Below are 12,267 nucleotides of genomic sequence, written 5' to 3'. Positions count from 1 at the left end.
GGTTTGATTTAATAAATAAGAGGTAAGAATACAGGATTATTGGTGTAAAAACCTGTTTTTCAAGCGTTAATGTGGCTGTTTTAGTAAGGCGTTCAAAAGGGTTCTACGAAATCGAATTTAATTTTTTCTAAAATAACTTTCAAAATCCCACTTATTTTCTCTTCCTATTTTGCTCAATTCCAAAATTCTTAGCTGTTTAAGGGATGAATTTATCCGGCCTACTTCCTCTACTTTACTTTTTCAAAAGGAAATTCTCCCAGGCGAAACTTTGGCTTTGGATTAGACTGGGCTTGGTCAAGTCGGTGATGATTCAGCCCTATTTGGGTTTTGGCAACGAGCGGGAGGTTTACTTGGCAGGAAGAGTTTTGGAAGATAAGGGGATCATTCCGGCCTCTCCCGAGGATACTTTCTGGAGAAATTTCCGCACTATGCGCAAGCGATTTTTGACCGTCATTATTCCCGGCGTGGAAGTGAAGGCTAATTGGAAGGGTAAGCAATTCTTTTCACAGACAGACGAGGAAGGCTACTTTGAGTTTCGGATTCATCCTCAGACTGCGCCTAAATCAGGCTGGCAGTCCATTTCTCTTTCCTTAACTCGTGCAGTTTTGACTCATCAGCAGGAAGTGAGTGCAGAGGCTATGGTTTTTATTCCTTCCTCCAAAGCTGATTTTGGAGTTATTTCAGATATTGATGATACGATTGTACCTACAGGGGCAATGCGACTTTGGGATATGCTGAAAACGACTTTTGCCAAAAATGCCCATTCCAGAATCCCTTTTCCGGGAGTCTCAGCTTTTTATGCCGCTCTTCGCAAGGGTTCGGACGGAGTAGACAGTAACCCCTTATTCTATGTGTCAAGTAGCCCTTGGAATCTCTACGACTTTTTAATGGAGCTGATGGAAGTTCATCAGATTCCGCCTGGCCCTCTTATGCTGCGGGATTTGGGTTTGTCTAGGGATCAATTGATCGCGGGAAGTCATCGGGATCATAAGCTCAAGCAGATTCGCCATATTTTGGGAGTCTTTCATCATCTTGATTTTATTCTAATTGGAGACAGTGGGCAAGAAGACCCGGTGATTTATCAGGAAATCATCGAAGAGTTTCCGGGAAGGGTTCTTGCCGTGTATATTCGAAATGTCGCGGATAAAGCACTCAAACAGCTTCAAGTTGAATATCAAAAAATAGGAGTACCATTGATCTTGGTCAAAGACACGATGGAAGCAAGTGAACATGCCGCTCAAAATGGATGGATCCTAGAAACTGATCGAAATAAAATTCGGCGTCAAAAAGTGGAGGATGAGGAGGATTAAGCCTTGCCCATTACCTTTCTTCATAATCTTGTTTGAAATCTCCCTTGATTTTATTCATTTCCCTAAAAATTCCCAAATCATGAAAAAGCTATTTCTCCTATTATTTCTGATTTCACCCTTGGCTTTTGCCCAGAATCATTCTGAAAATATCAAGACCATTTTTAATCTTGAACTCACAGAAGGTCATACCTACGAAAACCTCCGCTACCTCTGCAAGGATATCGGGCACAGACTTTCCGGTTCACCACAAGCTGCCGCTGCAGTAGAATATACCCGACAACTGATGGAAAGTTATGGATTTGATACGGTTTATTTACAGCCCGTGATGGTCCCGCATTGGGTCCGAGGTGGCAAAGACGAGGTCAAAATCGTTAATTCCAATAAACTGGGGACCCTTGATTTACACGCTTTGGCTCTTGGAAATACGCAGGGAACAGGGCCTAGTGGACTATTAGGAGATGTAGTGGAAGTGAAAGGGCTGGATGGCTTAAATGCTCTAGGCGAAGGTGTACGTGGTAAGATTGTCTTTTTTAATCAACCCATGGATCCATCACTTGTCAATACCTTTCAAGCCTACAGTGGAGCAGTGGGACAGCGAGGTTCGGGGGCAGCTGAAGCCTCTAAATATGGAGCAAAGGGAGTTATCGTCCGATCCATGAGTAATCGAATTGATCATATTCCACATACCGGTAATCAGCGCTATAACCCTGACTATCCTGAGATCCCCGCCTTAGCGATCAGTACTGCCGATGCAGAATTATTAAGTGATTTGCTCAAGGAGCAATCCGATCTCAAAGTTTTTTTAAAATCTGAAGGAGAGATGAAAGGGGAAGTCTTGTCTTACAATGTCATTGGTGAAATCCGAGGAACTGAAAAACCGGAAGAAATTATCGCCGTAGGTGGCCACTTAGACTCTTGGGACGTAGGAGAGGGGGCTCATGATGATGGTGCTGGCTGTATGCAGGCTATTGAGGTATTGAGGATTTACAAGAAATTGGCTTGGAAACCGAAGCGGACAATACGAGCGGTTATGTGGATGAATGAGGAGAATGGATTGATGGGAGGAAGAGAGTATGCCCGCGTAGCCAAAGAAAAAGGTGAAAAGCATATTGCAGCCATCGAATCTGACTCAGGAGGATTTTTACCTATTGGGTTTTCCTCCACAGGTACGGAAAATCAGCGTGGGAAATTGGCCTCATGGCGAGAGTATTTTACGCCCTATAATATTTGGAAACTGGATGTGCCCGGAGGTGGTGCTGATATTGGACCACTTCGGGATCAAGGCCCGATATTGATCGGTTTGCATCCGGATTCCCAGCGATATTTTATCTATCATCATACTCCTGCGGATGTTTTTGAGGTAGTGGATCAGCGGGAATTGGAGTTGGGAGCAGCAGCGATGGCTGCATTGGTATATTTGATCGAACAGGAGGGGATTTAAGTGAGTAATTCCCCCAATTCATTTCCTGAGATCAGTGTATTGATTCCATTTAAGGATGCTGCAGATTGGCTGGAGGAATGCCTAGACTCTATTTTGGATCAGACCTTTGCGGATTTTGAAGTCATAGGAATAGACGATCATTCTACAGATCAAAGTAGGGAAATCTTTGAGCACTATATAAAAAAGGATGCTCGCTTTTTTCTCTTCCAAAATCCCGGAAATGGAATTATTCCCGCGCTGGAATTTGCTTTTTCTCGTTCCAAAGGAAAAATGATCACTCGTATGGATGCGGATGACACCATGCCGGAGCGGCGACTGGAGCTGATGAACAATCGCTTGAAGCGATGTGATTTGCGGACTGTGGTCACTGGGAAGGTGCTTTATTTCTCCGAACATGAAGTAAGTCCGGGATATCTGGACTATCAGAGTTGGCTCAATGACATCAACATGCACGGGGATCAATACGCCAATATCTACCGGGAATGCGTGATTGCTTCGCCCAATTGGCTGACTTATCGGGAGAATATCGAGTTGGTGGGCGGCTTTGGGAGTTTGAGTTATCCTGAAGATTACGATCTGGCGATCAAGTGGTATGAAAAAGGGGTGAAGTTTGAGGCCATTCAAGACTTGACGCTTTATTGGAGGGAGCATCCAGGTCGAATATCTCGGAATTCCAATTCCTATAGTCAAAAAGCCTTTTTTGAGCTAAAAATCAATGCTTTTTAAAACTGGACTATCGTGGAGGGCCTTTGGCTATTTGGGGGAAAAATCCCAAATCCAAGTTGATTTCCAAACTTCTCAAAAGAAAGGGAATAGCATTTGAAATCCAGGATTTGGAAGACTATGAAAGCATAGAAAAACTGGAGAATCCTCAGCTTTTGGTAGCGGTGTATCCGCCTGAAAAGGAACGAATCGAAATCCAGAAATACCTGATGCTGATCGGGATGAAGGAAGGGACCGATTGGTGGTGGGTTTGATTCAACTAATTTCTTTAAACAAAAATACTTGCTTCTTTGAGTTCAGTGGCTAATTTGTGCAATGTCTGTTCGATTTTTTTAGCCTGTTCGAGTGAAGGATTTTTAATTCCAGATACATACTGCCTCAAAAGTCCAGGATTCATTCCTGCTTGTTGAGCCACATTAGAAATTTTTAAAAAATTAAAGCGTTGAAATAAAGCTGAAATATCAAAATGGTGCTCAAATTTGACGGCATTTGGATTTAAGTTTTCAATTTCCAGCAGCAAATTTTTGATTTTTTGTTCGAGTTCTGAAATGGTACTTCCAAAATCGGTAATCAGATTTTCTTCAAACACTACTCGGCCCCAGAGTAATTTGTCTTTGCCTCTTTCAATAATAAGCGGGATTTTTACAATTTTCATTTTTTATACTTTCTGATTTGGCTGTTTATTATTTGAGTCCTGCTTGCTTCAAAATTGAGTTTAATGTCCCAATCGGGATATCTCCGCCATGAACTGGAACAGTTATTTTTCCTTTCTTTTCGGAATGGATAAGTTGGAGATGACTGCCTTTTTGAGCTTTGATGACCCAACCTTTTTGATGAAGTAATTTGAGCAAGTCTTTTACTTTCATTTGCTAAAAGTAGCGAATTTGCTACATATTAAAAAGATTCAAAGAGAAAATCAATGAGTTCAGGTCATCCTCAGTCTAAAAAACGAAGTAAGAATAGGGTTTTTGGTGGAAGGAGGCTATTGAATGATAGTAACTTTTATTTTAAATTATTATTTACAGCAAACTATTCAATCGTCATCGAATAGCTAATAAAGATTTATAAATATTTGAATAAATTCTTGTTCGTTTAAATTATGAAACTTAGATTACTGCCATTATTTAATCAAATTTTAATCTTATGAACAATTACACACACACACACACACACACACACAGCGGGTAAACTTAGTTTTCCCAAAAGCTTCTGGAATGGGGGCTTGTTCTCTTTTGGTCTTCGATTTTTAGCGTTGATCACAATTTCCTTAATTTATTTCTCTTGTAGTGAATTAGAGGAACCACCGCAACAGATAAAAGAATTGGAAAAGATTGCAAAAAAATCCAATATCAATCTTAATGAACCCGGGTTGAATTTTGCGGCTTCTTTGGCGAATGGATTAAAGAGTGAAAATCTAAGGACTTTTGTTTATGATAAAATCCAAGAACAATTCGATGGGGATTTTAATTTTTTGTATTACACAGAAAAAACCAGCCCCATCGGAGGTCCAAATTCGAAGTCCATTACTTTTGAAGAGGCGTTATTTGGAAATCAAAACAATTTTAAGGTCAATAATTCAAATTTGGATTTTGATCCGCTGATGCAGGTGGCTTTGCGGGGAGCAGATGAAGATCTTGTTGCAATGAATGAAGTTGGAGAGGGTATTCCTGTCTTTTATATCTCTCCAAATCAAGATCTTGAAGAAAATCCAATTGTTCCTGTTTTTTATGCCTCAGGCGAAATTGGGGAGTGGAATATCCAAAATGTTCCAGATAATCCGGTATTAGTTGTTAGTTTGAATGAGCGACTTGTTAAAGTCAGTCGAGGACAAAATTTAAAAATTGCTTTAAACGATTGTATCGGTGAGTCTGATCCATACTTCAGTGATGAGACCGATGATTATTACTTTTATGATGATTATTATTGTGGAAGTACTTCTGGAGGTGGAGGAAGTGGAGATACAGGTGGAACTGGCGGTAATTCTGGCTGCGATCGGGATATGAATTCTAATTGGGATAGAATAGATCGAGTAAGGTTTATTACTATGAAGAACTTGAAAGATGCAGAAGAATGGGTTCATGGTGCACCGGAAGTTTATTTTATCATCTTTACTGGATCAAGTCAATCACATCTGGCCCAGATTAGAAAATCTATTCCAGAGGTAGATCGAAGTAAGTGGAAAGATTGTGGTATCTTTAGTTGTAACACTGAATGGGTCTTTCCAAGTAATTTGGAAGTTTTTAACTGGGAAAAAATGGCTTATTCACAGATTATCACAATTCAATGGTACGAACGTGATCCCGGTGACTCCGAAACAAGACAAACGGAAATTTCTTATAAAGACCCTATAACTGGAATAACCTATACAGAGAAGGAAACAGTAACTATCTCTAACAATGATGAAGATTTAGATATGACTTTTGTGGAATATTGTCATGATGCCACAGGATCTGACGCAAGGGTTCACACTACAGGGAAAATTGAATTTGTTCTTCGGGTAGATTAATGACATGAGACATATACTGATAATGGTTTTCTGTCTGGGCTTGAGCTTTGAATCCTTTGGGCAAAACCTAAGGATAGGCTTTGGTCTTGTCGATGAAACTTCGTTTAGCAATTCTGTCGTTCAGATCGATTCTGTAACTGTCTTTGAAGATCCTCGTCAAGGGTCTTCTGATTTGATGCCTTTTATCAAAATAGAATTGCCATTTTCTAAACGGTTTTATTCGAGTATTGGTGTTCAGTTTTATCAATCTTGGGTTGACCTTAGGGCAAAATATACTTCAAAATCATTCCCCGAACATATCCCATATAGTTCAAAAGGTTGGCTTGGTCCAGTCAATAATTTCGAATTTCCTGTTGGAATAAGTTATTTACTTGTACAGAAGAATCAATTCAAATTATTCTTAGAGTTATCTGCAGTTCCGGTCTGGTCGATTCAGGATTTTGAGCCCTTCGATCTCGAAGTACCACAGGGAATAGACTGGACACAGGAAATACTGGATGTAATTAATGCGGTTGAAACAATTCCAGACCCTTTCTATATGAACTATCAGTATGGAATATCGGTGGAATATAAACGCTTTGGATTGACACTCTTCCGTACGGCAAATATGAGTCGATCGATCAGTACGGATTATGAGCTTTATGGTCAGAGTTATAATTTCCAAAGAAGAATCCGATCGACGAGAATCGGCTTATATTATTCTTTTGGAATGCAAAAGAAAGAAAAGAACTAGATGGTTAAAGTCAATAATTCAGATTTGGATTTTGATCCGTTGATGCAGGTGGCCTTGCGGGGCGAGGAGGAGGATCTGTATTCCATACAGTCTTTGAGTGATGATGTGCCTGTGTTTTATATTTCACCTGATCAGGATTTGGATCAGAACCGTATCGTACCGGTCTTCTATTCAGATGGAGAAGTAGGTGAATGGGATATCAATCAAGTGCCGGATGAGCCTGTATTGGTTATAGGACTTAACGAACGCCTGATCAAAGTAGAGCGAGGAGCTAATCGGCGAATTGCTCTTTCTACCTGTTTGGATGCTTCTGATCCCTATTTTAGTGATGGGATGAATGATTATTATTTTATCGATGATTACATGTGTGGAGGGACTTCCGGAGGTGGAAGCGGAACAGGAGGTTCAGGAGGAAGCGGAACTGGGGGTAGTACGGGATGTGACCGAGATATGAATTCCAATTGGGATAGAATAGATCGGGTGAGGTTTACTGATATGGGATGGTTGAGCGAAGCTACAGGTTGGCGGGATGGTGCGCCGGAAGTTTATTTTATCGCCTTTACTGGATCAAAAGAACCACATTTGGCTCAAATACAAAAATCTATGCCTTTATTAGATAGAAGTAAGTGGAAAGATTGTGGTCTTTTTAGTGAATGTAAAACTGAATGGGTTTTTCCAAATAATTTAGAAGTTTTTAATTGGGAAAAAATGGCTTATTCGCAGACTATCGCCTATTATTGGTATGAGTACGATGGTGGTGGTACCAAAACTACAGAAACAGAACTGTCCTTTAAAGATCCAATAACGGGGATCACCTTTACAGAGAAGCAAACAGTAACTATCTCAAACAATGATGACTATTTAGGAAAGACTCCTGTAGAATATTGTAATGATGCTACAGGTACAGATGCTAAAATGTTCACAACAGGTCAAATAGACTTTGTTCTTCGAGTAGATTAATCATATGAGAATTTCATTATTAATAGCTGTCTTACTGTGTCTAAGCATAAAGTCCATTGGACAAGACCTGAGGATAGGGCTTACCACAGTGGAAGAACGCTCATTTAGCAATTCCTTAGTTCGGTTAGATTCTGTCAATGTTTTTGAACAGACTCAAAATGGAGCTTCCTATTTAATGCCTTTTGTCAAAGTAGATTGGACGCTTTCAGAGCGATTTTATTCGAGCTTCGGGATTCAATTTTATAGGTCTTTCGTTACCTTGACTGCGAGCTATACCTCGGAATTATTTCCAGAACACTCCCCCTTTATTTCAAAAGGTGGGCTTACAACCACAAACAATTTCGAATTTCCTGTTGGAGTAAGCTATTTACTTATTAAGAAGAAAAAATTCAAATTATTCTTAGAGTTATCTGCAGTTCCGGTCTGGTCTATTCAGGATTTTGAGCCCTTCGATCTCGAAGTACCACAGGGAATAGACTGGACACAGGAAATACTGGATGTAATTAATGCGGTTGAAACAATTCCAGACCCTTTCTATATGAACTATCAGTATGGAATATCGGTGGAATATAAACGCTTTGGATTGACATTCTTCCGTGCGGCAAATATGAGTCGATCCATCAGTACGGATTATGAGCTATATGGTCAGAGTTATAATTTCCAAAGAAGAATCCGTTCGACAAGAATAGGATTATACTATTCTTTTGGTCTGAAAAAGAAAGACAGGGAATAAATGAATAAAATCAAAGTCATATTGACTGCCTGCCTATTTCTGATAGTGGGGCAGGCCGTTTTTTCCCAGAGTTTAAAAGTGGGTTTTGGGTTAATTGATGAGCAAAGGAGGTTCGCTTCCCAAATCTCTTTGGATACTTTAATTGGATATGAACAAACAAACGGATCTACAGATTATCCCATGCCTTTTATAAGTTACCAATACCCGGTTTCTGAAAAGATTCAACTTAACATTGGTATCCAATACCATGTATCCAGAATTGCCTTTGCAGTAGAATATACATCAGATTCTTGGCCGGATCATATCCCTTCAATAGGTAAAGGCTGGGGTACTGCCACTCGAAATATTGAGATTCCCTTAGGTGGAAGTTATCAGCTCATTGGTTCAGAGAAGGTGAAATTATTACTTAACCTTTCCGCTGTTCCTGTTTTTGCAATTCAAGATTTTGAAAAATTGAAGATAGAGCCTCAAGGAATTGATTGGACTCAGGAGGTGATCGACGTACTGAATGCCTCGGAGACTATCCCGAAATCCTTCTATATGAATTTTCAATATGGACTTTCTCTGGAATACAAGCGCTTTGGGCTGACTCTTTTCCGAACGAATAATATCAATCGGTCAATTAGCAATGGATACAATCTTTATGGGCAAGACTATACATATCAGCGAAGGACCCAGTCAACAAGATTGGGTTTGTATTATAGATTTGAATTTAGGAAGGAAAAGGAATAATACTGACTAGTCCTGAATATGCGTTACAGTTTTTAAGGATAAATTTAAACAGCATCGAGTTTCGGCTCGGTGCTTTTTTTACTTATCAGTCTTCAATATCCTCCGCTCCACCTGTTGCTTCAAAATATGATCTTTAGCAAAGGGAATACCCACAAATTCATCATTGGCCCATTTAGGGAAGAGATTTTTGTAGAACGGACTTTCCGGATTTCCGGACTGACCAGGGTTGTTGATGCCAATGGTTTTTTCCCAGTCTTGGGTATCCACAACGATGCGGAAAGAAGCCCCCGAAGTGTTATTGTCTCCGTAGGCATTGGCTCCTGGAGTGAAACTGTATCCTCCTCGTGGTAAGGTTTCGGTATTGAGTTTGGTTTGCCATTCGCCATTGACCACTTCGCCCAGAGGATGACGGATTTTGGCATGTTTGTAATCCGCTTGTCCGTATTGCCAATCAGATGGGTTTTCGCCCAGCTTTTCTTCCAAGGCTTCGATGGCTTGTTCAAAGCTTTCTGCCAGGAGCTGATCCCGGTTTTCGACAGGGTTGCGGTCATACAGCATTTCGGGTTTGTCCATCCATTCCAAAACCCGAGTCAATTGAATACTTCCCAACCAGGGTTTGGCTTCATCAGGAATCATCAATTCGGAAATGGTTCTTCGCAATATTCGCTCCCACATCACATAAACTCCAGCTGCTACTGAGTTTTTGTCCAACACAAAATCCCAAGACTGCAGCACTTGATTTAAGGAATCTGCTCGTTCAGTTTCCAAGGATACATTCTTAAGAAAGGGTACCAATTTTCTTGCGGGCAAAGCCAAGTAATCGTTTTGCAGAGCTCCCAATTCCTCGACCGTGAATTTCTTATCCTGACCCAATACCTCTTTGATCCGCTCTCCCCGGAAATCATCTGCCCATTCAAAGCCTAAAGCTTCAGGGTAAGCATAATCATCCGGTGCTACATTTTGATTGGCTGTAGCGATGAAGCCGGATTCGGGATTGACAGCATGTGGTCGGTCGGCGATGGGCAAATAATCCTCCCATTCGAATCGACCATCGCCCATAGTAGCGACCAATCCGGAAAAGCCTTTTCGGATCGGTGCGATTCCTGTTGCCTGCCAGCCGATCGTTCCGTTTTTATCTGCCCAAACCATATTTTCGGCTGGAATATTATTGTAGGTACAGGCATCTCTGAAATCCTCCCAAGTCGTGGACTGATCCATTCGCAGACTTGCCAGATAAGGCGCTGAACCCGTTTCCAACCAAGCGCATTCCACGGCAACGGCTTTATCCAGCTCTTCATCGATAAAGGTCACCGGACCATGGATGGTATAGTGATGTGTAACTACCTCGTCTTCCCGACCTTTTACCCGGATCGTATCTTGGATGCTTTCCATTTCCAGCCATTCATCCCTGTATCGGTACTGGGATGGGTTGTCGGGATTTAGATCATAGACCCGCAAATCTTCATTGTCAGTAGAAAAAATGGTCAGTCCCCAAGCTCCATGCTCATTGTGGCCGATGGAAACTCCTGGGATAACGGGTTCACCAGCACCGATGACATTCCAGCCCGGAGCATTCAGATGCACCCAATAGCGCAAGGAAGGAATGGCTTGCAGGCGATGCGGATCATTGGCCATCATGGGAAATCCGCTTGCAGACTTTTCCCCGGCAACCACGAAATTATTACTGCCCTGAGCGAAAGCATCTGATTCCAAAGTGAAGTTTAATTCCTCTTCTAAAATAGCTGTGGCTTCTTCAAATTCTTCGGCTTCTCTTCGGAATTCTTCCCGAATATCTTCAGGCTGGAAACGAACTCCCCGTCTAAAAGCCCGATAAGGTGCCAAAATATCCTTCATCAGCAATTCCTCTGGGATTCCCGGATCCAATTCTAAGACGGGTTCATTGGGGTGGAAATAGTAAAGTTGTTTGGCTTTTTCGGTACCAATTTGACTGACTACGCGGCTGATGTTGAGTTCGTCGCTGACATTTTCGAGCAAGCCTTGATGACGGGAAATCACCACTTCCCAAGTCCAAGGTTCGGGTTGGATTCCCAGCATTTGAAACTCGATCGGAAGACTTTCTGGATTTTGTCGCGCTTCCTCGATGTAGGTATTGATTCCAGCGACGAAGGAATCTACGATTTCTACACCACGGGGATGATAATGTCTGAGTTCGGTTTCTTTATCCCCTCGAAATTTAAAAAGTCTCACTCCACGATCTCGTTCCAGTTCCCGCTCGCCGAGAATCTCAGCCAGCGTTCCAGTAGCTTGCCTTCGCCAAAGTTCAAATTGAAATAGGCGGTCCTTAGCGGCCAAGTACCCTTGGGCAAAGAAGAGGTCTTCCTCGTTTTGGGCAAAAATATGATTGATTCCATTCACGTCTCTGATGACCTCGACTTCTTCTTTTAGTCCTTGGATGCTGTTTTTATTTCCTTGTTCCTGACAGGAAAAAAGCAGAATTGAAAGCATTAGAAAAGGAGTGGATAGCAGCGTTTTTGTGTTCATGGGAGATCAATTTGTCAAGGAATATTTGATTTATCAAGATGCTTTCCAATGAAAATGTGATGGATGGGATTCATTCTGGAAAAAAAGAAAAAACCCCGGCTATCCAACCGGGGCTTAATCAAACCATAAAAAATAGCTATGTATGAGAAATTCTGAGATCCTTTCAGCCGACCTCTATTGCTTTTTTGTTGTCACTGGCTTTCAGTGCATTTTTTGGAAGGACGATTTTTAAGAGTCCGTTTTCATACTTGGCGTCGATAGCTTCTTGCCGGATATTTTCAGGTAGCGCAAATGCACGTCGGATGCTGGAGTAGGAGAATTCTTTCTTTCGATAGTTTTCCTTTTCCTCTTCTTTTTTGTGCTCCTTTTCGGCTGAAATACTCAGTACACCCTCGTTGACTTCTACTTTAAAGTCCTTCTTGTCAAATCCCGGTGCCGATAGTTCGAGTTTGAATTCTTTTTCATTCTCGATCACATTGGCAGAGGGAACCTCCACGGTTTTATCCGGGAACCAAAACTTCTCCTCCCAATCGAAGGGATTTTCTGCTCCAAAGAAGTCCTGAACCATCTTGGGCCAGAAACCTCCGTTTCTTTTTGCTAAAGTGCCCATAGCTTTTCTTTTTTTCG

Annotated in this window: 13 protein-coding genes; 9 read left to right on the top strand and 4 right to left on the bottom strand. The window is 41.4% G+C overall.

Translation table 11 applies throughout. The annotated features are described in order from the left end of the window. Window positions 1-203: 203 nt before the first annotated feature. From BLQ57_RS00935 to BLQ57_RS00920, 4 genes are all read left to right on the top strand, one after another. Window positions 204-1,310: an App1 family protein gene (locus BLQ57_RS00935; protein ID WP_087937554.1), complete on the top strand. Its 1,107-nt coding sequence runs from the start codon at window positions 204-206 to the stop codon at window positions 1,308-1,310. Window positions 1,311-1,389: 79 nt separating this feature from the next. Beyond that, complete coding sequence (locus BLQ57_RS00930) at window positions 1,390-2,751, top strand: M28 family peptidase (protein ID WP_087937696.1); 1,362 nt, start codon at window positions 1,390-1,392, stop codon at window positions 2,749-2,751. Beyond that, window positions 2,752-3,477, top strand: coding sequence for a glycosyltransferase family 2 protein (locus tag BLQ57_RS00925; RefSeq protein WP_087937555.1), 726 nt, complete (start codon window positions 2,752-2,754; stop codon window positions 3,475-3,477). A gap of 56 nt (window positions 3,478-3,533) precedes the next feature. Continuing rightward, window positions 3,534-3,728 carry a hypothetical protein gene (locus BLQ57_RS00920; protein WP_139162637.1) on the top strand — a complete coding sequence of 65 codons (195 nt, stop codon included), beginning with the start codon at window positions 3,534-3,536 and terminating at the stop codon, window positions 3,726-3,728. 14 nt (window positions 3,729-3,742) lie between these two features. Here BLQ57_RS00920 and BLQ57_RS00915 read toward each other — a convergent pair whose 3' ends face one another. Together BLQ57_RS00915 and BLQ57_RS00910 are read right to left on the bottom strand one after the other, a co-directional pair. Next, on the bottom strand, window positions 3,743-4,129 hold the full coding sequence (locus BLQ57_RS00915; RefSeq protein WP_087937557.1) for a helix-turn-helix domain-containing protein: 387 nt from the start codon (window positions 4,127-4,129) through the stop codon (window positions 3,743-3,745). Window positions 4,130-4,157: 28 nt separating this feature from the next. Further along, complete coding sequence (locus tag BLQ57_RS00910; RefSeq protein ID WP_087937558.1) at window positions 4,158-4,340, bottom strand: type II toxin-antitoxin system HicA family toxin; 183 nt, start codon at window positions 4,338-4,340, stop codon at window positions 4,158-4,160. A gap of 503 nt (window positions 4,341-4,843) precedes the next feature. On the opposite strand from BLQ57_RS00910, the gene BLQ57_RS00905 reads away from it, so the two are divergent. The 5 genes from BLQ57_RS00905 to BLQ57_RS00885 are packed head-to-tail and all read left to right on the top strand — an operon-like array spanning window position 4,844 to window position 9,138. Further along, on the top strand, window positions 4,844-5,980 hold the full coding sequence (locus BLQ57_RS00905) for a hypothetical protein (protein ID WP_140166760.1): 1,137 nt from the start codon (window positions 4,844-4,846) through the stop codon (window positions 5,978-5,980). Between the two features lie 4 nt (window positions 5,981-5,984). Continuing rightward, entirely contained in the window at window positions 5,985-6,713 is a 729-nt protein-coding gene (locus BLQ57_RS00900; protein ID WP_139162635.1) for a hypothetical protein, read from the top strand. Then, on the top strand, window positions 6,714-7,673 hold the full coding sequence (locus BLQ57_RS00895; protein ID WP_087937561.1) for a hypothetical protein: 960 nt from the start codon (window positions 6,714-6,716) through the stop codon (window positions 7,671-7,673). Window positions 7,674-7,677: 4 nt separating this feature from the next. Further along, window positions 7,678-8,406 (top strand): hypothetical protein, encoded by a 729-nt coding sequence (locus tag BLQ57_RS00890; protein ID WP_139162634.1) that lies wholly within the window; start codon window positions 7,678-7,680, stop codon window positions 8,404-8,406. Next, window positions 8,407-9,138 carry a hypothetical protein gene (locus BLQ57_RS00885; RefSeq protein WP_087937563.1) on the top strand — a complete coding sequence of 244 codons (732 nt, stop codon included), beginning with the start codon at window positions 8,407-8,409 and terminating at the stop codon, window positions 9,136-9,138. Window positions 9,139-9,216: 78 nt separating this feature from the next. Here the strand turns inward: BLQ57_RS00885 and BLQ57_RS00880 are convergent, their stop codons facing one another. Both BLQ57_RS00880 and BLQ57_RS00875 read right to left on the bottom strand, forming a co-directional pair. Continuing rightward, window positions 9,217-11,640 carry a penicillin acylase family protein gene (locus tag BLQ57_RS00880; RefSeq protein WP_087937564.1) on the bottom strand — a complete coding sequence of 808 codons (2,424 nt, stop codon included), beginning with the start codon at window positions 11,638-11,640 and terminating at the stop codon, window positions 9,217-9,219. A gap of 163 nt (window positions 11,641-11,803) precedes the next feature. Then, on the bottom strand, window positions 11,804-12,250 hold the full coding sequence (locus BLQ57_RS00875; protein WP_087937565.1) for an Hsp20/alpha crystallin family protein: 447 nt from the start codon (window positions 12,248-12,250) through the stop codon (window positions 11,804-11,806). Window positions 12,251-12,267 lie beyond the last annotated feature (17 nt).

The organism is Algoriphagus faecimaris (assembly GCF_900101705.1).
Taxonomy (GTDB): Bacteria; Bacteroidota; Bacteroidia; order Cytophagales; family Cyclobacteriaceae; genus Algoriphagus; species Algoriphagus faecimaris.
This window is presented reverse-complemented; position numbering and strand designations above follow the sequence as displayed.